This window comes from Streptomyces deccanensis (assembly GCF_022385335.1).
Classification (GTDB): Bacteria; Actinomycetota; Actinomycetes; order Streptomycetales; family Streptomycetaceae; genus Streptomyces; species Streptomyces deccanensis.
Genome location: NZ_CP092431.1, coordinates 219,180 through 238,690, shown reverse-complemented (window position 1 = coordinate 238,690; position 19,511 = coordinate 219,180). Strand labels below are relative to the sequence as shown.

The 19,511-nt window shown below is 72.3% G+C and carries 19 protein-coding genes; 8 read left to right on the top strand and 11 right to left on the bottom strand.

Annotation, left to right across the window (positions count from 1 at the left end):
• Positions 1-1,458 (top strand): 2-oxo acid dehydrogenase subunit E2, encoded by a 1,458-nt coding sequence (locus L3078_RS01165; protein WP_239750028.1) that lies wholly within the window; start codon positions 1-3, stop codon positions 1,456-1,458.
• A 52-nt stretch (positions 1,459-1,510) separates the two neighbouring features.
• Here the strand turns inward: L3078_RS01165 and L3078_RS01160 are convergent, their stop codons facing one another.
• On the bottom strand, positions 1,511-2,122 hold the full coding sequence (locus L3078_RS01160) for a TetR/AcrR family transcriptional regulator (RefSeq protein ID WP_239750027.1): 612 nt from the start codon (positions 2,120-2,122) through the stop codon (positions 1,511-1,513).
• 141 nt (positions 2,123-2,263) lie between these two features.
• Here L3078_RS01160 and L3078_RS01155 point away from each other — a divergent pair, with 141 nt between their 5' ends.
• Entirely contained in the window at positions 2,264-2,974 is a 711-nt protein-coding gene (locus tag L3078_RS01155; RefSeq protein ID WP_239750026.1) for a TetR/AcrR family transcriptional regulator, read from the top strand.
• Between the two features lie 26 nt (positions 2,975-3,000).
• On the opposite strand, the gene L3078_RS01150 is transcribed toward L3078_RS01155, so the two are convergent.
• The 6 genes from L3078_RS01150 to L3078_RS01125 form a co-directional block, all read right to left on the bottom strand.
• Positions 3,001-4,155, bottom strand: coding sequence for a thiolase family protein (locus L3078_RS01150; protein WP_239750025.1), 1,155 nt, complete (start codon positions 4,153-4,155; stop codon positions 3,001-3,003).
• Entirely contained in the window at positions 4,152-4,595 is a 444-nt protein-coding gene (locus L3078_RS01145) for a Zn-ribbon domain-containing OB-fold protein (protein ID WP_239750023.1), read from the bottom strand. The genes L3078_RS01150 and L3078_RS01145 overlap by 4 nt, the downstream gene beginning before the upstream one ends.
• A 19-nt stretch (positions 4,596-4,614) precedes the next feature.
• Positions 4,615-5,733 (bottom strand): acyl-CoA dehydrogenase family protein, encoded by a 1,119-nt coding sequence (locus L3078_RS01140; RefSeq protein WP_239750022.1) that lies wholly within the window; start codon positions 5,731-5,733, stop codon positions 4,615-4,617.
• The gene (locus L3078_RS01135; protein ID WP_239750021.1) at positions 5,730-8,357 is read right to left on the bottom strand and encodes a putative PEP-binding protein; all 2,628 of its coding nucleotides are present in this window, start codon (positions 8,355-8,357) and stop codon (positions 5,730-5,732) included. Before L3078_RS01135 ends, L3078_RS01140 begins: the two co-directional genes overlap by 4 nt.
• Positions 8,354-8,986, bottom strand: a complete 633-nt coding sequence (locus tag L3078_RS01130; protein ID WP_239750020.1) for a hypothetical protein — start codon at positions 8,984-8,986, stop codon at positions 8,354-8,356. Before L3078_RS01130 ends, L3078_RS01135 begins: the two co-directional genes overlap by 4 nt.
• Before the next feature lie 94 nt (positions 8,987-9,080).
• On the bottom strand, positions 9,081-9,917 hold the full coding sequence (locus L3078_RS01125) for an enoyl-CoA hydratase/isomerase family protein (RefSeq protein ID WP_239750019.1): 837 nt from the start codon (positions 9,915-9,917) through the stop codon (positions 9,081-9,083).
• A gap of 118 nt (positions 9,918-10,035) precedes the next feature.
• On the opposite strand from L3078_RS01125, the gene L3078_RS01120 reads away from it, so the two are divergent.
• Positions 10,036-11,250 (top strand): acyl-CoA dehydrogenase family protein, encoded by a 1,215-nt coding sequence (locus tag L3078_RS01120; protein WP_239750017.1) that lies wholly within the window; start codon positions 10,036-10,038, stop codon positions 11,248-11,250.
• Positions 11,251-11,647: 397 nt separating this feature from the next.
• Here L3078_RS01120 and L3078_RS01115 read toward each other — a convergent pair whose 3' ends face one another.
• A complete protein-coding gene (locus tag L3078_RS01115) occupies positions 11,648-12,106 on the bottom strand; it encodes an Lrp/AsnC family transcriptional regulator (RefSeq protein WP_239750015.1) in 459 nt (152 codons plus the stop codon).
• Between the two features lie 62 nt (positions 12,107-12,168).
• Between L3078_RS01115 and L3078_RS01110 the strand changes: the two genes are divergently transcribed.
• Together L3078_RS01110 and L3078_RS01105 are read left to right on the top strand one after the other, a co-directional pair.
• On the top strand, positions 12,169-12,930 hold the full coding sequence (locus L3078_RS01110) for an AzlC family ABC transporter permease (RefSeq protein ID WP_239750014.1): 762 nt from the start codon (positions 12,169-12,171) through the stop codon (positions 12,928-12,930).
• On the top strand, positions 12,923-13,252 hold the full coding sequence (locus L3078_RS01105; protein WP_239750013.1) for a branched-chain amino acid transporter permease: 330 nt from the start codon (positions 12,923-12,925) through the stop codon (positions 13,250-13,252). The genes L3078_RS01110 and L3078_RS01105 overlap by 8 nt, the downstream gene beginning before the upstream one ends.
• A gap of 85 nt (positions 13,253-13,337) precedes the next feature.
• Here the strand turns inward: L3078_RS01105 and L3078_RS01100 are convergent, their stop codons facing one another.
• Together L3078_RS01100 and L3078_RS01095 are read right to left on the bottom strand one after the other, a co-directional pair.
• A complete protein-coding gene (locus L3078_RS01100; RefSeq protein WP_239750012.1) occupies positions 13,338-13,985 on the bottom strand; it encodes a response regulator in 648 nt (215 codons plus the stop codon).
• Complete coding sequence (locus L3078_RS01095; protein WP_239750011.1) at positions 13,982-15,130, bottom strand: sensor histidine kinase; 1,149 nt, start codon at positions 15,128-15,130, stop codon at positions 13,982-13,984. Before L3078_RS01095 ends, L3078_RS01100 begins: the two co-directional genes overlap by 4 nt.
• Before the next feature lie 132 nt (positions 15,131-15,262).
• On the opposite strand from L3078_RS01095, the gene L3078_RS01090 reads away from it, so the two are divergent.
• A complete protein-coding gene (locus L3078_RS01090) occupies positions 15,263-15,979 on the top strand; it encodes a class I SAM-dependent methyltransferase (RefSeq protein ID WP_239750009.1) in 717 nt (238 codons plus the stop codon).
• Entirely contained in the window at positions 15,976-16,635 is a 660-nt protein-coding gene (locus L3078_RS01085) for a DedA family protein (protein ID WP_239750006.1), read from the top strand. Before L3078_RS01090 ends, L3078_RS01085 begins: the two co-directional genes overlap by 4 nt.
• Positions 16,636-16,669: 34 nt before the next feature.
• Here the strand turns inward: L3078_RS01085 and L3078_RS01080 are convergent, their stop codons facing one another.
• A complete protein-coding gene (locus L3078_RS01080) occupies positions 16,670-17,890 on the bottom strand; it encodes a metallophosphoesterase (protein ID WP_239750004.1) in 1,221 nt (406 codons plus the stop codon).
• Between the two features lie 558 nt (positions 17,891-18,448).
• On the opposite strand from L3078_RS01080, the gene L3078_RS01075 reads away from it, so the two are divergent.
• On the top strand, positions 18,449-19,087 hold the full coding sequence (locus tag L3078_RS01075; RefSeq protein WP_239750002.1) for a GNAT family N-acetyltransferase: 639 nt from the start codon (positions 18,449-18,451) through the stop codon (positions 19,085-19,087).
• The last annotated feature ends 424 nt before the right edge of the window (positions 19,088-19,511 follow it).

Sequence of the window (19,511 nt, the reverse complement as noted above, 5' to 3'; positions counted from 1 at the left end):
GTGGCGGTCGAGGTTCTGCTGCCGAAGATCGGCCTGACCATGCAGGAAGGCACGATCGACGAATGGCTCGTGCCCACCGGCACCGCCGTCGCCGAGGGCGACGCGCTGCTTCGGCTGGCCACTGACAAAGTCGACGTGGATGTCGAGGCGGAGGCCGGGGGACTGTTCCACCCGGTGGTCCCGGCCGGGACCACCGTCCCCGCAGGGGCCCTCATCGGCTGGCTGCTGGCCGAGGGCGAGCAGCCACCGGGCCCGGCCGGTACGCCGATGCCGGCCGGGCCCGGGTCGGGGGCCGGTGACACGGCCGAGGCGGCGGCTGCCGTGTCGGCGAGCAGCGGTACGGCCGCGCCCTCCCTCAATGGCCGGTCCACCAACGGCCATTCCGCCACCCGCGGGGACGGGGGCAGGCTCTTGGCCTCACCGAACGCCCGACGGGTGGCGTCCGGGGCCGACGTCGACCTCACCGCCGTACGCGGCACAGGACCCGGCGGCCGGATCGTCTCCGAGGACGTGGAGGAGTACCTCGCCGCAGCCGCCGCCTCCCCGGCGGTGGCCCAGGCGCCGCCCACTGTCCTGCCGGCCGACCCCGTCCTGCCCGTCTCGCCGCTGGTCCGCCGACTGGCGAAGGAGCGGGGCATCGAGCTGTCGGAGGTGAACGGCACCGGCCCCGGCGGCCGGATCCGCAGGTCCGACCTCGACGCGCTCGGCCAGGCGCCGGAACCGGCGCCCGCCCGCCGCGACGCCGCACCCCGGCATGCCGAACCCCGACCGGGGGACGTCCTGCCGCTGACCGGGATGCGCGGCACCATTGCCCGCCGCATGCACGCCAGCCTCCAGGAGATGGCGCAGCTGACGCACGGGTACGAGGTGCGGATGGATGCCGTGGTGACCCTGCGGGACCGGCTCAAGGAGGAATGGGCCGACAGCGGCCTGCCCGTACCCAGCCTCAACGACTTCCTGCTGAAGGCCGCCGCCCTGGCCCTGCGCGAGCACCCGCTGCTCAACGCGACGGTGCGCGAGGACGGCATCCATCTCCTCGACGACATCCACCTGGGGTTCGCCGTGGCCGTTCCGGGCGGCCTGATGGTCCCGGTCATCAAGGACGCGGTGGCGCTGCCGCTGCCCGAGATCGCCCACCGGTCGAAGGCCCTGGCCGGGGCCGCGCGCGAGGGACGGATCTCCCCGGCCCAGCTGGAGGGCGCCACGTTCACCGTCACCTCGCTGGGCGGCTACGGCGTCGACTTCTTCACGCCGGTGATCAACCCCGGCAACGTCGCCATCCTCGGGGTGGGCAGACTCCGGGACGGCGTCGAGTGGAGCGACGACCGGCCGGTGCGGACGCGGGTGCTCACGCTGAGCCTCACCTTCGACCACCGCGCCGTCGACGGGGCACCCGCGGCCGAGTATCTGCGCACGGTCGCGGAGCTGCTGAGCAAGCCCCTGCGTCTGCTGGTGTGACCCGGTGGCCGGGCTGCCACCCGGCCACCCCGGACTATCCGGCCACCCCGGACTATCCGGCCACCGCCGGGTCGGCGATCCGCTCCGCGAGTCGGTCGACCTCGCGGACGAACGAGCGGTGCCCGAGCGACCGGTACACGTCGTCGCCCCGCACCTGGGAGATCGCCGCGGTCTCCAGCAGCGCCAGCAGGCCCAGGCCGATCACGGCCGCCTCCGCGTCGGTCACCGACGCGCGAGCCTTGTGGATCAGCCGCACCAGTTCGGCCAGCAGGTCCGTACGGCTCTCCAGGCGCAGCGCCTCCGCCTCCTGGCTCATGCCGGCCGACGACACGAAGAACACGGTGGCGGCGGACCGGTGCTCGCCCAGCCAGGCCAGCAGCGTGGTGACCGCCGGTCCGATGTCCGAGCCGGGCTCGTGCGCCTCGGTGAGCGTCCGCAACTGCTCGCGCAGCGCGCCTGCGAACACCCGCATGCCCTCCGCCAGGACCTGGTCCTTGGAGGAGAAGTGGTAGTACACCGCCGCCGAGGTCATCTCCGCGCGGGCGGCGATGTCGGCCACCGTCACCTCGTCCGGCGGCTGCGTGGCGAACAGCTCCGTGGCGGCCTCGATCACCCACTGCTTGCGCGACGGACGGTGAGCGGCGCGGGCCTTGGATGTCGTCATGATGTCAAGTATGCCGGGACATCCGTGCCCTGGCTGCACTGGCGTAGCAGGAATCGCGCCGTCGGCCGGTCGGAGTTACTGGATAGCATGGTCAGTACACAGGGCACGCGGACGCGGGTCCGCGGCAGTCGCCAGGGGAGCATGATGGCCACCACGAAGAACGGCAAGCAGCCCGCCCACCGCCCCTCGCGACGGCAGCACATCATCACCGCCGCCGTCCGGGTCTTCGGCCGCAACGGCTTCGCGGAGACCAGCATCCAGGACATCGCGGCCGAGGCCCAGGTGGTGCCGACGGCCGTCTACTACCACTTCGACGGCAAGGACGAGCTGCTCGAACTCGCCATGCGGCGGGTCTTCGACCAGCTGAACGCGGTCGTGGAGGCCGCCCGGCCGGAGTCCGAGCCGGGTGACGCGGAGGGCCTGCTGCGCGTCATCGACGCCGTGTGGGACTGGGTGGAGCAGAACCCGGACGAGGCCCGCCTCTACCAGGTGCAGACGGCCTCCGCCAGCGGCAATGTCAAGGCGCTCCGCGACGAGTTCGAACAGCGGCACATCCAGCGCGGTTACGACTACCTGCCCGAGGGCACCACCCGCAGCCCCCGGGCGGCCAAGGCCCGGCACGCGGCGCAGGCGCTCGCCGTCCGCACCCTGATCAGCACGACCATGCTCGTCACGGCACTGCGCGCGGAAGGCGGGCCGCTGTCCCGGATGCCGTCCCGGTCCGTGCTGGAGGCGGTCAGGGAACTGGCACTGCGCATCGTCGCCACCGAGCAGGAACCGGCCCAGGTTTCTGCCTCTGCCCCGGCTCCCGCCTCGACCCCGGCCCCCGCCCCGTCCGCGGCACGGGCCTGAGAGGGCCCTTCACGCGCCGCCGGCCCTCACACCGTGAGGACCGAACAGGCGCTGATCCCGGGTGCCCCGTACACATGGGTGAAGCCCACCCGGGGAGCGCCCGGCACCTGCGCGCCCGGCGCCCGGCCCTGCAACTGCCGTACGACCTCGTGGAACTGGCGCAGCCCCGAGGCGCCGACGGGCTCCCCGCCGGCCAGGCAGCCGCCGTCGGTGTTGACCGGGATACGGCCCGTGGGGTCGGTGTCCCCGCGGGCCAGCAGCTCTTCCTGTTCGCCGTGCCCGCACAGGCCGGTCTCCGCCAGGTGGATCAGCTCCGAGCCGCTGTCGGTGTCCTGCAGTTGCGCGACCCGTACGTCCTCGGGCCGTACGCCGGCCGTGCGGAAGGCCGCCTCGGCGGCGTCGACGCTGGGGCTGCGGTGCGGACCCGGTGGTAGCCAGGGCGAGAACACCTCGAACGAACCGAACCGCCGGGTACGGAAGGCCAACGACGCCAGCCGCACCGGGCGCTCGCACAGGTCGAAGGCGCGGTCGCCGCGCGCCAGCACCAGCGCCGCCGCGCCCTGGCCAGGTGAGCAGAACATGTACTGGGTCAGCGGGGGACTGACCTCGGCGGAGTCCAGGATCTCCCGCTCCGTCAGCGGCTTGCGCCGCCACGCCAGGGGGTGCCGCGAGCCGTTGCGGAAGGCGCGCGCGGCGACCGCCGCCAGCGCCCGCTCCGAGATCCCGTGCTCGTGCAGATACCGCTGGGTCTTCAGGGCGAAGAACTGGGTGGTCAGCATCATGCCGGTCTCGGCGTACCAGTCGCCCAGCCCGTAGCGGGCCGCGGAGACGTGGAACGCACCCCGCTCGTGCTTGTCGAACCCCACCGCCAGCCCCAGGGACGCCTCACCCGCGCGAAGCGCGTTGGCCACGGTGAGGACGGTGGAGGCACCGGTGGCGCAGCCGTTCTGCACATTGACGAACGGCACCCCGGTCAGTCCCAGACGACCCACCAGCGTGTCGGGCTTGCCGGACACGTCCGAGCCGCCGACCGCGTAGTCGATGTCCGCCCAGGAGACCCCGGCGTCGGCCAGCGCCTCGCGCACCGCGCGCTCGGCCATGTCCATCCCGGTGACGTCCTCGTCGCGGCCGAACGGATGCATCCCGCATCCGACCACGTAGACGTCCTCGCTGCGGCTCATCGCTCCCCTTCAGGATCCGGGCGGAACGCGAAGGTCAGGACCTCGGTCCCGTCCTCGTCGTGGTACGCGGGCACCGTGGTGAGCCGCACCGGCAGTCCGATCCGAATCTCCGCGCGGGGAACCGCGAGCCGCGCCTCGACCAGCACCTCGCCGAGGTCCACATAGCCGACGTGGTAGGGCCGGTGACCGCCGGCCGGGGGCCGGTACGGCGGCTTGGGCGGGAACGCCTGGAGCGTCCACGACCACACCCGCCCGTTCACCGGCAGCACATGGCCGTCCATGTGCCCGTCGGAGCACCTGGGGCAGGAGTCCTGCCGGGGGAAGACGACGGTGCCGCACGCGGAGCAGCGGGCGCCCACGAGTCGCGGTGGCGCCCCGTCGGTGCGGTTGGCCTCGGCCCCGTCCTCGAACAGCGATTTGTCGATCAGTCGGGTGGTCATACCGGTTCCGCCTTCCACGTCACCAGCCCAGCAGTCCGGCCAGCCGTTCCCGGTGATGTGCGGCGCCGCCCAGCAGGACGGCGTCGGACTGGGCGCGCCGGAAGTACAGATGGGCGTCGTGTTCCCAGGTGAAGCCCATGCCGCCGTGCAGCTGCACGCACTCGGCGGTGACGGACACGAAGGCCTCGCAGGCCCAGGCCTGGGCCACCGCCGCCGCCTCGGCCAGCGCGTCGCGCGAGTCGGCCGCCCGGACGGCGCGCACCACGGCCGACCGCGCGCCCTCGACCTGGAGCAGCATGTCGGCGCAGGTGTGCTTGACCGCCTGGAAGCCGCCGATGGCCCTGCCGAACTGGGTACGGTCCCGCACATGGGCCACCGTCATGTCCAACGCGGCCTGCGCACCGCCGAGTTGCTCTGCGGCCAGGGCGACCAGGGCCACGTCCAGGGCGCGGGAGACGACCTCCGCCCCCTCGCCTCCGGCGGTCAGCGGCCGGGCCCGGGCACCGGAGAAGGTGACCACCGCCTGCCCCCGGCTGAGGTCCAGGGTGGGCACCCGGCGAACCGTGACCCCCGGCCCGCTCGGGTCGAGGAGGAACAGGTCGACCCCGTCGGTTCCCGTGGCGGCCACCACGAGGGCGCGGGCGTCCGCGCCGTCCAGCACGAATGGCGCTGTGCCGTCGAGGATCGGGACGCCGCCCTGCCAGGAGACGGCCACCGGCACCGAGCCGGGCCGCCATGTGCCGTCCGCCGCCACGACCGCCAGGGCGTGCACCGTGCCCTCGGCCAGTTCGGCGAGCGCCTTGTCGGCCGTGCCGCAACCGGCCAGCACCTGCCCGGCCAGCACGGTGGAGGACAGCAGCGGTACCGGTGCCAGCGTCCTGCCCAACTCCTCGCAGACCACGGCGATCTCGGCGAGACCGCCGATGCCGCCGGCCGGCTCGGGCAGCCCGAGGGCCGCGAGGCCGACCTGCCGGCCGAGGGTGTCCCACAGCTCGGCGTCGATGCCGGGGGAGTGCTCGGGCTGCCTGCGCACCGCCGCGGTGCCTCCGGCGTCCGCGCACACCGACCGTACGGTCTCGCGCAGGTCGTCCAGTTCGGCATCCGACACGGCCGGGCCGTCCGTCAGTGCGCTAGTCATCGCGTGCTCCCGCTCCCATTCCCGCTCTCGTCTCGCCGCGCGCGCAGCGCACTGTGCGCTGCCGCCATCCGGGCCACCGGCACGCGGTGCGCGGAACAGGACACGTAGTCGAGGCCGAGGCCGTCGCAGAACGCGATCGACTCCGGATCCCCGCCGTGCTCCCCGCACACGCCCAGCTTGATGTCGGGCCGTACGCTCCGGGCCCGCTCGACCGCCAGAGCGATCAGGGCGCCCACGCCGTGCGGGTCGAGCCGCGCGAAGGGGCTGGCCGTCAGCAGGCCGCGCTCCTGGTAGGTGGCGAGCACCTGGCGCTCGACGTCGTCCCGGGAGAACCCGTAGGTCAGCTGGGTGAGGTCGTTGGTGCCGAAGGAGAAGAACTCGGCGTGCTCGGCGAGTTCACCGGCCAGCAGCGCTGCCCGAGGGGTCTCGATCATCGTGCCCAGCCGGTAGGGAACCTCCACCCCGGTACGGGCGGCGACCGCCTCGGCGGCCCCGCGTACGTACGCGGCGGCGGCGGCCAGTTCCTCCGGCAGGCTGACGAGCGGGATCATCACCTCCAGCGCGGGCCGGACCCCGGTGGCGGCGACGTCCGCCCAGGCGGCGAAGAGCGCCTCGGCCTGCGTGGGGTAGAGCCGCTCGTGCAGCAGCGCCAGCCGTACGCCGCGCAGCCCGAGCATCGGGTTGGCCTCCCGCAGCGCGGCGGCCCGCTGCTCCTCGTCCGCGTCCAGGGCCTGGCCGGGGGCGGGCAGGAACTCGTGCAGCGGGGCGTCCAGCAGACGCACGGTCACCGGGCGGTCGCCGACCGAGGACAGCAGGGCCCTGAAGTCCTCGTGCTGAGCTTGTCCCAGCGCCACCAGCGCCTCGTCGCGGGCGGCCGGGTCGGCGGCCAGGATCACCCGGCGCACCAGCGGCAGCCGCTCCCCGAGGAACTGGTGCTCCGTACGGCACAGCCCGACCCCTTCCGCGCCGAGCGCGACGGCGGTGTCGACCTCGGCGGCGGTGTCGGCGTTGACCCGCACGCCCAGTCGGCGCATGCCGTCCGCGCGGTCGAGCAAGGTGGACAGCTCGGGCGGCGGTCCGGCGACACTGACGCTGAGCGTCCCCGCGTAGACGGCACCGGTACGGCCGTCCAGCGAGACGGGGTCGCCCTCGCGCAGCAGCCGCTCCCCGATCCGCACGGTCCCCGCGTCCAGGTCCACGCGCAGCCCCTCGGCGCCGCACACCGCGGGCGTGCCCGCGCCCCGCGCCACCACGGCGGCGTGCGAGGCGATACCGCCGCTGCCGGTCAGGACGGCGACGGAGGCCAGCATGCCCGGGACGTCCGCCGGCGTCGTCTCATGGGAGACGAGCACGACGCGGGCGCCGTCCGCGCTCAGTTCGAGAGCACGTTCACTGGACAGCACGATCACACCGGTCGCCGCGCCCGGGGAGGCGGGCAGCCCCGTCACCAGCAGCTCCTCGCCCCCGGTCAGCCGGAGTTGGGGGTGCAGCAGTTCCTGCACCTGCGCGGGGCTGATCCGGAGCACGGCCTCCTCGGGGGTGAGCGCGCCGTCCCGTGCCAGGTCGGCGGCCAGGCACACCGAGGCCCTCAGCGGCGGCCGTTGCTGCGCGGAGGCGGCCAGCAGGGAGATCTCGTCGTCGCGCACCTCGAAGTCGACGGAGACGGGCGCGCGCAGATGACGTTCGAGGGTGAGCAGGGAGTGCTCCAGCAGAGCCGTTCCGCCCGCGAGCCGCTCCAGCGGCTCACTGGTGTGCGGTGGAGGTGCGCTGCGGCGCACGCCCCGGAAGAACGAGCCCTGCGGGGAGAGGCGGCCGGTCTCGGGGTGGCGGCTGACCGCCGTGCCGTAGCCCGAGTGGTCCGCCGGGCCGATGCGCAGCGCCTGGACGTGCAGGGCGATACCGAGATCGGCGGGCAGCCGCTGCGCCTTGCGGGACCTCCTCGCGCGCGGTGAGTCCCACCGCGCGAGGAGGGCGCGGGCGGCCAGCGCGAGCTGCTCGGCGGGGTCGTCGGGGAAGGGCCGGGAGCCGTGCCGCGCGACCAGGGACAGCAGGGCCTCGACCCGGGCTCGCGGCTCGGGCGTGTCGAGGAGGACGTCGTCGAGCATCGCGCCGGGTACGTCGAGGGCGTACTCGGCGATCATCCGCACGGTGGCGGCCCACACCTCGTGCAGCGCGTCCGCGCGCCCGATGACGGCGCACAGGTCGTCGGCGCCCGAGGGAGTGATGCCGAGGCAGGCGAGGTCGGGCGGCAGCCCGGCTATCTCGGTCGGCGCGCTGGCCGACAGACGCAGCAGGAGGGGGCGGCCCGCGTCGCCGATCCGCCGGCCGGAGAGCTGTTCGATGAGGTCGACGGCGGCCCGGGCGGTGCCGGGCTCGCACAGGGACGCGGAGGCGCCGGCCGGGACGGTGAGCCCCGGAACGACCGGCAGCCCGAGGGCCACCAGCCCGTCCATGGCCGCACCGTGCGCGCCCAGCTCGTCGGCGTCGAGCCCCCTGATCCGCCCCTGCCCGTAGGGCACCAGGACCCGGCCGGGGGCGTCGCAGGAGGCGAGCGGAGCCTCCGGCCGCGCGAGCGGAGCCTCCGGCCGCGCCACGGCGTCCGTCTCGCGGTCGGTGACGCTCAACCCCGGCTCCCCGTGACCAGTTCCTCTTCCCGGGCCTCGTCCTCGGCCCGGCTGATCCCCAGCACGAGCAGCAGTTCCTGGTGGAGCCGCATCCACACGGTGTGGTATGAGTCGCACAGCGGCGAGGCCAGCCACTGCGGCTCGCCGTCGTCGAAGCGGTCGAGGGCCTCCTCCAGGGCGGTGACGTACTGTCCGCTGCCTTCGAGTACCGGCTCCAGTCTGCGCAGTACGGGCTGGATGGCCTCGTGCACGTCCTCCAGCGACTCGCGCACCCCGGCGTCGTAGACGCTGTCGGAGTGGTCGTTGGGGCTGCCGTCGGGGCGGCACTGCCATGCCGTGCACACCTCGCGGATCTTCCTGTTGACCGGCAGGAAGGCCTCGTACGCGGCGGTGATCCGCTCCTCCTGCGCCGACCCGGGGGAGATCCGCAGGATCCGCGCGGCGGCGGCCTTGGCGCGCTCGGTCGGCAGCACCATCGGTCCCTTGACCATCGCCAGCCCCGCGTCGACCAAGGGGCGGTGCTCGGCCTCGGGCCTGCCGCGCCACATGCCACGCAGAACGAGATCGACGACGGCTTCGGTCAGCGTCTCGTCGAAGGCGTCCGGAAGGTCCACGGCAGCAGATTGCATCGCCACACCTTTTCCCCGGTTCTGTGGTGACCGGTTCCTCGGATCTGTGTTGCCCGGAGGTTACGCTCCGGCGGGCCTGTTAGTGAAGAGGGAATCAAGAAACACTTTCCGGTGCCCTGGGCCGGTCCCGGCCTTCCGAGCCCCGGGCACGGCCCCGCGCGGCGAGGAACGACGCCATGCGCTCCTGTGCCTCCGGCGTACCCGCCAGGGCCGCGATCTGCCGCGCCTCCTCGGCCAGATGGGAGGCCAGGCCGGTCCCGTCGCGACCGCGCAGCAGACCCTTCGCCGCGCGCAGTGCGCCACCGGCCCCGGCGACCAGCCCGGCGGCCGTGCGGTGCGCCGCCGCGTCCAACTCCCCGTCCTCCACGGAACGGGAGACCAGACCGCACCGTTCGGCATCGTCGCCGGTCAGAACCCGGTTGGTCAGGATCAGGTCCGCCGCCACCCGGGGGCCGGCCAGGCGGGGCAGGAACCAGGAGGCCCCGCAGTCCGGGGTGAGCCCGACGTCCGTGTATGCCAGCCGGAACCGCGCCGACCGGGCCGCCAGGACGATGTCGCCCACCAGGGCGAGGCCGACACCGCCGCCGGCGGCGGCGCCGCGCACGGCGGTCACCACCGGTACCGGCAGGTCGTGCAGCGTCAGTATCGCGGCGTGCGCGGCGGTCGCCACGGCATGCACATAGGCGCCCGTCCCCTCGCCCAGACCGGCGAAGGCGCGCAGGTCACCGCCCACGCAGAAGGTGCCGCCCGACGACCGCAGCAGGACCGCGCCCCCCGGGTCCGCGGCCACCTCGGCAGTCGCGTCCCGCATGGCCTCGGCCGTCGCCAGGTCCAGGGCGTTGCCCCGCCCCGGATCGTCCAACCGCACCTCGACGACGCCGTAGGGGTGACGGACCACCCGGACCGCCCCGGGGCTCGTGGAGTTACTCATGGACATGCCTCCTGTCGTCTTCCCGTCACCGGGCTCTCCCGGCAAGATACTGAAGACGCTATACAGTTTCTAGACGCGACGGGACCCGGTGCCCGTACGCCCTTCGGCGGGAGGTCCCGTGCCCATCCAGTTCGACGTCGATCCGACGATCGCCCAACTTGCCGCGTCCACCTCCGCGTTCGTACGCGAGGTGGTGATACCGGCCGAGCGCGCCTGCGGCGGGTCGGTCCACGACGCCCCCGAGGACGTGCGGCAGACCCTGCAGAAAGGCGCCCGTGAGGCGGGTGTGTTCGCTCCGCACGTGCCCGAGCGGTGGGGCGGACACGGCCTCGACCTACGGGGCCAGGCGGTGGTGTTCGAAGCGGCCGGCTACTCGCTGCTCGGGCCGCTGGCGCTGAACTGCGCGGCCCCGGACGAGGGGAACATGCACCTGCTGGAGAAGGTGGCCACGGAGGAGCAGCAGGAGCGCTATCTGCGTCCGCTCGCCGCCGGTGACGTGCGGTCCTGCTTCGCCATGACCGAGCCGGCACCGGGGGCCGGTGCCGATCCCCGCGCCCTGCGGACCACCGCGACCCGGGTGTCCGGCGGCTGGCGCATCGACGGACGCAAGTGGTTCATCAGCGGGGCGAACGGTGCCGGCTTCGCCATCGTCATGGCCCGCACCTCCGGCGAGCCGGGCGACCCGGGCGGCGCCACCATGTTCCTGGTCGACGCCGGTACGCCCGGCATGAACATCGTCCGCGACATCGAGACCCTGGACGAGGCGCTCTTCGCCGGCCACAGCGAGATCGTCTTCGACGGGTGTGTGGTGGGCGACGAGCAGGTGCTCGGCGAGGTCGGCCAGGGTTTCGCGGGCGCCCAGGTGCGGCTCGGTCCCGCCCGTATGACCCACTGCATGCGCTGGCTGGGCGCCGCCCGCCGCGCCCAGGACGTCGCCCTCGAACGGGCGGGCAGCCGCATGGCGTTCGGCTCCGTCCTCGGGGACCTCGGGATGGTGCAGCAGATGCTGGCCGACTCGGAGATCGACATCGAGGCGAGCCGCGCGCTGATCCTGCGCACCGCGTGGGAGCTGGACACCGGGTCCGCCGGAGCCGCGCAGCTCACCTCGGTGTCCAAGACCTTCGTCGCGGAGGCCGTGAACCGGGTGGTCGATCGCGCCGTCCAGATCTGCGGAGCCCTCGGCATCTCGGCCGCCGACGCCCCACTGGCCCGCCTGCTCAGGGAGGTACGCCCGTTCCGGATCTACGACGGCCCATCAGAGACACACCGCTTCGCCATAGCCCGCCGCGCGGTACGCCCGTACCGCAGACCGAGCACGGGCCCTACCGCCTGACCGGCGCCGACGTCACGTACGGGAGAGGCTCGTCGTGCGGGGGAGCTCCGTTCGGTGTGGTGTGAGGGGGCGGAGAGGCCGTCCGGGGGCTCGCGTGTGGGCCGGCGAGTTCGTGGGTGGTCGTCGAGGCCGACGCCGGGGATGTGCCGGAGGTGGCACAGGCATGAACGGCGATGCGGACCTGGCACCCTGTTCACCCTCGTTCGTCCGGCGGCAGAAGGCATCCGGCGACGACCGGGTGCCGCGCCGCCGATGTCGCCCCCGCGGCTACGATCACGCCGCCGTCCGGGCGCAGTTCGACCGACTCGCAGCCCGCCTGGACCAGAAATTCCAATGCACCTGCTCCGTTGATCGGACGTCCAGGACGCAGCCCGCATACGAAGGAGGACCGCATCGTTCAGCCGTCCAGCTTGATCGTCTTCATGGTGAGGTGGGATTCGAGGCGCAGGACGGCGGGCAGACCGCTGAGCCTGCCCATCACGAAGGCTTCGTAGGCGGCGTGGTCGGCGACGGCGACGCGGAGGAAATAGTCGGGACGGCCGTACATACGACGGAACTCGACGACCTCCTCGTACGAGGCCACGGTGTCCTCGAACTCCTCGACGGTCTTGCGGTCCTGGGCGAAGATCTCGACATCGATGTGGACCTCCAGTTCGCGCCCCAGAGCCGCGGGATCGATGACGGCCCGGTATCCGGCGATGACGCCGGCCTCTTCCAGCCGCTTGACCCGGCGCAGGCACGGCGGCGGGGTAAGACCGACCCGTTTGGCGAGCTCCACGTTGGTCAGTCGGCCGTCCTGGCGTAGATGAAACAGAATTTCCCGATCGACGGCATCGAGACTGATTTTATTGCTCATCGGCCGATCGTAGCGCCATTATCGGCAACCATATGAGGCGCGAATCTTCCTAAAATGTCGGCATGCGAATACGGCCCACCGTTGCCGACCCCTCGTGCCCGCCTCCCTCTCCCACCTCACCCCTGCCTGCCGCCCGTACGTCGTCCGACGCCCGGTCCGCGTTCCAGGACTCCGCCCCCGTGGGCCTGGGCTTCGTGCCGCTGGGCATCGCCTTCGGGGTGCTCGTCACCCAGTCCGGCCTCGGCTGGTGGTGGGCGAGCCTGTCCAGCGCGGTCGTCTTCGGCGGATCATTCGAGTTCCTGCTCATCGGGATGGTCACCGCCGCCGCCCCGCTGGCGTCGATCGCCGTGTCCGCGTTCCTGGTGAACGTCCGGCACGTCTTCTACACGCTGTCCTTCCCGCTGCACCAGGTGAAGGGGCCTCTCGGCAAGACGTACAGCACCTTCGCGCTGTGCGACGAGGCATACGCCCTGACCGCCGGGGAGCACGCCCGCTCCTGGTCCGGGCGGCGCATCCTCTGGCTGCAGTTCTTCCTGCACCTGTACTGGACGGGTGGTGCCACCGCCGGCGCCCTGCTCGGCTCCCTCATCCCGGACAGCGTCACCGGCCTGGACTTCGCGCTGACCGCCCTGTTCACCGTCCTCGCCCTCGACGCCGTCCGTGACCCGCGCGGTGACCTGCCCACTCCTGCGCTCGCCCTCGTCTGCGCCCTGGCCGCCCGCCTCCTCTTCCCCCACCAGATGCTCCTGGCCGCCTTCGCCCTGTTCACCGCCGTTCTCCTGACACGCCGCTTCGTCATCGGCAGGAAGCCCACCCATGCCTGACGCTCGCTATGCCGTCGTCGCCGTCCTGGTCACCGCGGCCGTCACCTGGGGCCTGCGCGCCCTGCCCTTCGCGGCTCTCGCCCCGCTGCGCGCCAGCGCGACGGTGCAGTACCTCAGCACCCGCATGCCCGCCGGCGTCATGGTGATCCTCGTCGTCTACTGCCTGCATGACCTGCCGGTCACCCAGTCCCGCGTACTGGCCCCGCTGGCCGCCCTGACCGTGACCATCGGCCTGCACCTGTGGCGCCGCAACGCCCTTCTGAGCATCCTCGCCGGAACCGCCGTGCACGTGACCCTGGCCAGTACGGTCTTCGCCCCCTGATAACTCACGCCACGAGCGGGCCCTCGCCTGGCCCGGCACCCGAGCGACTTCGGCGGACGACCCGTCCCAGGCGGCGCCCAGTCCGTCAGGTGATGCCGGCGTCGCGGGCCAAGAGGGCGGCTTGGACGCGGTTGGTGACTTCGAGTGCCATCAGGATGCGGCTGACGTGGGCCTTGACGGTGCTTTCGCGCATCGCGAGATCGGCGGCGATGTCGGCGTTCGTACCGCCCTTGGCGAGGAGGGCGAGCACGTCGCGTTCGCGGGGGGTGAGCTGGTTCAGGCGTGCTCGCGCCGCGGTGGTTCGTGGTGGGTTGGCGGCGTGGTAGCGGTCGATGAGGCGGCGAGCCGCGGTGGGGTGGAGCATGGCGGAGCCGGTGGCCACGAGGTGGACGGCGCGCAGTATTTCGGCGGGGTCGGTGTCCTTGAGGAGGAAACCGTCGGCCCCGGCGGCGAGGGCGTTGTAGACGTATTCGTCGAGGTCGAAGGTGGTCAGGGTGATGACCTTCGGGGGGTGGGGGAGGGCGCGGAGCCGAGTGATGGCGGTGATGCCGTCCATGTGGGGCATGCGTACGTCGACGAGCGCGACGTCGACGTGGTGGGCGGTGGCCTGTTCGATGGCCTGCAGACCATCGGCGGCCTGGGCGACGACCTCGATGTTCTCGTCGGTGCCGAGGAGGTCGGCCAGACCCAGGCGGACCAGGGCGTCGTCGTCGACGATCATGGCGCGGATCATGTGGAGGAGCCGTTCTTCTCGATGGCTACGGGATGGGGGATACGGGCGGCCAGTCGCCATGCCCCGGCGCCGGCGGGGCCTGCGGTGAGCTGCCCGCCGAGCGCGCTGACGCGTTCGCGTAGCCCGACCAGACCGTAGCCGGAGCCGGGAGTGTCGGTGCGGGGGGCTCCTGGGGTGTTGCCGACCTCGACGAGGGTGGCCGGTGCGCGGTAGTCGACGCGTACGGTGACCTGGGCTCCGTGGGCGTGCTTGCGGGCGTTGGTCAGCGCTTCCTGGACGAGGCGGTAGACGGCCAGGCGGTGGGTGGTGGGGGCCTGTTCGGGAAGACCGTGGAAGGAGAGTTCGACCTGTTGCCCGGCGGTGCGGGCCTCGTCGACCAGCTCCCGTACCTCCCTCATCACGGGCGACAACTCGGAACCCGTCCGCGCCCCGTCCGGGTGGTGCAGTGCGCCGAGAACGTCACGCAGGTCGGCGAGGGCTTCGACGGACGTGGAGCGCAGCAGTCCGAGGCGGTCGGCGACCGGTGCGGGCAGAGCGTCGCTTCTGGTGGTCAACACGCCGGTGTGCAGAGCGATCAGGCTCAGCCGGTGGGCCAGCACGTCGTGCATCTCCACGGCGATCCTGGACCGCTCCTCGGCACGGGCCGCTTCTTCACGGAGCTTCGACTCCGTGCGCAGATGCTCGACATCGGCGGCCAGAGCCTCCAGAAGACGTCGTCGATTACCCAGCCACAGGCCGACGACCACGGCCAGAGTCGGCAGGAGCACGGTGGAGGCGTAACTCTGCGACGTCCACAGTGAGGTGCTCGAGTAGCTGAACAGGTTGGCGCCCAGCGCGGCGACGGCGCAACCCACCGCCGCCCGCGCCCTGAGATCCACGGCCAGGCTGAACAGGGCCAGGACCATGAGTGGCAGCAGCGGCCAGCCCCACCAGGCTGTGGCCACGGTGACCAGCAGCGGCGCGACCGGCCATCGCAGTCGGGGCACGAGCAGGGCCGCTCCGCACAGAAGAGCCGCGACGGTGACGGGAACCAGGAAGCCCGCGGCATCGGTCGATGCCGCGTTCAGCGGGGCGGCCAGCACACACACGAGCACCAGGCTCACCCGGCCGAAGGCAGCCCATCCGCGCCCTTTGCTCCTGTTCACTCTGGCAATCCTAGGCAGCACCGATGGGGTTTCCGTCCGACGATCTGCGATGCCTACCCCCGACTTTCGTAGGGGGACGGGGTCGCACAACGGCGGATCCGATGCCTGACACCGGTTCCTAGCGTCGAAACCATGAACGAACGCACCACCTGGCACGACCGCGCACTGCCACCCCGCCATGCCGAGGGCTTGATGTTCCTGGCTGAAGCGGCCCGCGATCTGCGGACGACCGGAGCGATAGCCCCCAGCGGCAAGGCCCTCGCCCGTGCCCTGACCGAACCGGTCAGGGCACGGGCACCCCGGCCGCTCTCCGTCCTGGAAGTCGGCGCCGGCACGGGCGCGATCACACGTGCGCTCATCCCCCAGCTGCCCCGGGGCAGCCGTCTGGACATCGTCGAGGCGAATCCGCGCTTCGCCGCTCGGCTGCGTCGCCTCGCCGCCGTCCACCCGCACCTGGCCGACCGGCCCGCGCAGGTGTCGGTACACAAGGCGTTCGTCGAGGACCTCGACACCGACGAGCGCTACGACGTGATCATCTCCGGGTTGCCACTGACCAACTTCGAGCCCGCCCAGGTCGAGCGGATCATGTCCCGCTACCTCGAACTGCTGCACCCCGGCGGCACCCTGACCTACTTCGCCTACCTCGGCACCCGCAAGGCCCGCGCCCTCACCGCCTCACGGGCCGCAGCGCGCCGCCACGCCGCCGTGCACGACCTCATGGCTGCCTACCAGCGCACCTACGCGACCGGCCGCTGGACCGTGTGGGCCAACCTTCCCCCCGCCCACGCCTGGCACCTCCGACTGCCTCTCGTCGCTGCGCCGCGGCCACAGGAACCTGCCGGCCTGTGAACGCCGTTTCCGACATCCTCGGCCACGTCTCCCCGACGTCGGCCTACACCGTCGTGGCCGGGGCGGTGCTGGCCGAATCGGTCCTGTTGGTCGGCGCCTTCATCCCCACGCTCACCCTGCTGTTGACCGCCGGGGCACTGGCCCGCACCGGCCAGCTCAGCCTCCCCGTCGTCATCGCCGTCGCGGCAGGCGCCGTCGTGGCGGGCGACTTCTTCGCCCATCGCACCGGCAGGCTCCTCGGCGAGCAACTGAGGTCGGGCCGTGTGGGCAGCCGTGTTCCCGACACCACCTGGCGGCGGGCCGAGATGCTGATGACCCGCCGCGGCGGCCGGTCCATCCTGCTGGCCCGCTTCCTGCCCGTGGTCCGCACCCTCGCCCCCCACTTCGCCGGCGCCACCCGACTGCCCTACCGCAGCATCGCCCCGTACAGCGTCGTGGCCGCCTGCCTGTGGGCGACGGCCGAGGTCGGCGTCGGCTATGCCGCGGCCGCGTCTCTCCAGCGCGTCCTCACCCTGGGTGGCCCCGCCCTCGCGACAGTCGTCCTCATCGCTCTCGGGACCACACTCCTACGGCGTCGCTCACCACACCCCACGCGACGCGCAGACGCAAGCCCGCGCAGTGGCCCCGAGTGCCCTGACGGCGCTGCACCGCGCTGAGCATCAGCAGCAGCCGGTATCGGCCCGTCGGGTCCTACGTCGAGCCGGACAGGTTCGGGGATCGGAGTACGAGCAGGGTGATCTCGCTGGGGGCGAAGACGCGGAACGGCGGGCCCCAGAAGCCGGTGCCGCGGCTGGTGTAGAGGAGGGTGCGGGCGCCGTGGTGGCTGAGGCCGGCGAGGGCCGGCTGGTCGAGGCGGACCAGGTGGTGGAAGGGCCAGATCTGACCGCCATGGGTATGGCCGGAGAGCTGGAGGTCGACGCCGGCGGCCGCCGCCCGGTCGATGAACTTCGGCTGGTGGGCCAGGAGCAGAACGGGCAGGTCGGGGTCGGCGCCGTTCAAGGCTCCGGCGAGGTGGGCGCGGTGGCCCGCCAGGCCGGAGGATTCGGCGGTGACGTCGTCCACGCCGGCGACCACGAGGGTGTCACCTCCGCGTTCGAGCAGCAGATGGCGGTTGCGCAGCGGCTCCCAGCCGAGCTCGTCCATCAGGTCGACCCAGCCCTGGGCCTCGCTGTAGTACTCGTGGTTGCCGGTGACATAGACGCGGGCCCGGGAGGCCCGCACGGTTCCGAGTGGGGTGGCCTGGGCGCGGCGGCGTTCGGCCGTGCCGTCCGCGATGTCGCCGGTGTGGCAGACCAGATCGGCTTCCAGGGTGTTCACGGTCTCGCACACCTGCGCCGACCAGCGAGTGCGATCGAGGGGACCGTAGTGGGTGTCGGTGATGAGGACGACGCGGGTGCCGTCCAAACCGGCGCCCAGCCGGGGGAGTTGAACATCGAGTCGGCGTACGCGTGGCACGCGGCGGGCTTCGGCGTACCCCCAGGCGAGTAGTACGGCGGTCACGCCGAGGACGGCGAACGTGACGATGCGAGCCCGATCCTGACTCTCGCCGACACCGACTACGGCCAGGAGGAGCCGCAGGGTGACGCCGACCAGAATCGACCAGGTGAACAGAACCCAACTGGACCCCAGCAGGGTGTCACCGACGATGGCCGCCCGGTCCTGCTGTCGTCGACCATGGCCGCGCGCCATCGCGAGCGGCATACCGACGAGGCCGAGGGCGAACAGAGCGGTGCCGCCGAGCGTGACGGGCAGCGGCCAGTGCTGGCCGCTGTGCAGAAGCACCCAACACGGCACGGCCCACAGCAGAACGGGCGCGATCAGGGGGAGGTAGCGCATCAAGCGGTGCAGCCGGCTCTGCCGCGCGGCTTGCGCTTCGCTGCCGACGGGTCGGGTGCTACGGGTGTCGGTCACGCTTCCCCTCTTCGACCAGGCTGCCGTCTCGCGCACTGTATCCGGTCGCCCTCGGGCGGGACCGACCCGAGTGCACGAGAGCGGCCCCTTGTGACGGAGGGTTCTCGAGGGGATCGCATGCCCAGCCGCGGACACCCCCTCGACGTGCGTTGCGGTGGGGGCGCGATTGCCCTGAAGGCAGCCCGAAGCGAGCCGACTCCCTCAACCAGGGCGCCACCGCGATCTTGCGCCTTCTCCCGGTCCAATCGATGACACACCGTCATGCCGGGTGCTGCCAGGAGGACTTGTGGTCGACTTACAGCCGCCACCCGCCCGAGTGGCCCCTCTTCTCCAGGGCGGCCTCGCGTTGGTCCGGACGGGTGGGAGAGTGAGCCGTGGCGCACTTGCGCGACGAGGGTCGGCGTGGACACGTCCTTGCGCCGTACCCCGCTGTCGGTCGGTACGGCGGTCTTTCTGGCCGGTACGTTGGGCCGCACACACCCGGTCCATGTGTCTGGGGCATATCAGGACGAAGACCACGGGGGTTCCATGATCCGGTCGTTCCTACATCGTCGCCGGGTGGCCTCGGGTCTTCCGATCCCGGACGCGTGCACACCCGGCCGGCACGCCCTGGCCACCCGGCGCCTGCTGCTCTACACCCCGGTGATCAAGCTCGACGTGTTGGCGGCCTTCGCCGCCGGCGCGGACCCCGATTCCCAGCGCTGGCAGGGGAACCAGTTGGACCAGGTGGTACCGGACCCGGACGTCAGACGGGCCCTGCTGCGGATGGGCCCCGCCGGCGCCACCCCTCGCTGGTTCTTCAAGTCCAACCCCGAACTGGCCGAGCCCTCCGAACCCGGCCCCGAGACGTTCGAGTTCATGGTCTGCATACGTCGCGACACCGGCCACTACGCCGGATCCCTCGAACTCGACCACGAGAAGGGCGAGATCGGCGGCACCCTCGCCCCCGATCATCGAGGCCAGGGACTCGGCGCTGAACTGTTCCTGGCGGGCGCGGAGTTGGCCCACAGCCACGCCGGTCTGCCGATGGTACGGGCCGGCACGGCGACGGCGAACCTCGCGTGCCGCCGCTCCCTGGAACGCGCCGGCTTCGTCCCGGCCCCCGGCCCGGCCCGCCACACCGTGCCGGACGGCCGTGAGCTGGAGACCGTCTGGTACCAGCACCAGGGCACCGCGTCGGCATGCGCGAGGCCTTGAAGCAGGAGCGGACGCATGCGCCGGGCCCCTTGCCGTAGGCGCACGCCGCCGGACGGCTCGGTAGACCGGGATGTCTGCGCGCACAGCCGTGCACGTATGGCGAGGCCACAAGGGCGACGCGCAGGTACCACTACCTGGGAGTGGACTGAAAAGACCGGCCGGATATCGGCGAGACAGCGCCATAACGCCGGACTGCTTTCGGCCCCGGCCCACAGCGCGTACGGCTGCTCCCGCCGTACGCCCGTAACCCGGTAACGAGCCCACCTCGTCCCTGATCCGACCATGAGCAATGGTCAAAAGCGTAGAGATCGTCTTCGCCGTCGTCGCCGGGGATCAGCCTGATCCGGACCGGCATCGACTCCTCTTGCCTGGCACTCACCAGGCCCGAGCCGCGTTGCACGACGACGACGTCGGCGGAGGACGT

Excerpts from the sequence above, each read along its gene's own strand:
- L3078_RS01160 (WP_239750027.1), bottom strand. The coding sequence starts at position 2,122 with ATGACGACATCCAAGGCCCGCGCCGCTCACCGTCCGTCGCGCAAGCAG.
- L3078_RS01155 (WP_239750026.1), top strand. The coding sequence starts at position 2,264 with ATGATGGCCACCACGAAGAACGGCAAGCAGCCCGCCCACCGCCCCTCG.
- L3078_RS01150 (WP_239750025.1), bottom strand. The coding sequence starts at position 4,155 with ATGAGCCGCAGCGAGGACGTCTACGTGGTCGGATGCGGGATGCATCCG.
- L3078_RS01145 (WP_239750023.1), bottom strand. The coding sequence starts at position 4,595 with ATGACCACCCGACTGATCGACAAATCGCTGTTCGAGGACGGGGCCGAG.
- L3078_RS01140 (WP_239750022.1), bottom strand. The coding sequence starts at position 5,733 with ATGACTAGCGCACTGACGGACGGCCCGGCCGTGTCGGATGCCGAACTG.
- L3078_RS01130 (WP_239750020.1), bottom strand. The coding sequence starts at position 8,986 with ATGCAATCTGCTGCCGTGGACCTTCCGGACGCCTTCGACGAGACGCTG.
- L3078_RS01125 (WP_239750019.1), bottom strand. The coding sequence starts at position 9,917 with ATGAGTAACTCCACGAGCCCCGGGGCGGTCCGGGTGGTCCGTCACCCC.
- L3078_RS01115 (WP_239750015.1), bottom strand. The coding sequence starts at position 12,106 with ATGAGCAATAAAATCAGTCTCGATGCCGTCGATCGGGAAATTCTGTTT.
- L3078_RS01110 (WP_239750014.1), top strand. The coding sequence starts at position 12,169 with ATGCGAATACGGCCCACCGTTGCCGACCCCTCGTGCCCGCCTCCCTCT.
- L3078_RS01105 (WP_239750013.1), top strand. The coding sequence starts at position 12,923 with ATGCCTGACGCTCGCTATGCCGTCGTCGCCGTCCTGGTCACCGCGGCC.
- L3078_RS01100 (WP_239750012.1), bottom strand. The coding sequence starts at position 13,985 with ATGATCCGCGCCATGATCGTCGACGACGACGCCCTGGTCCGCCTGGGT.
- L3078_RS01090 (WP_239750009.1), top strand. The coding sequence starts at position 15,263 with ATGAACGAACGCACCACCTGGCACGACCGCGCACTGCCACCCCGCCAT.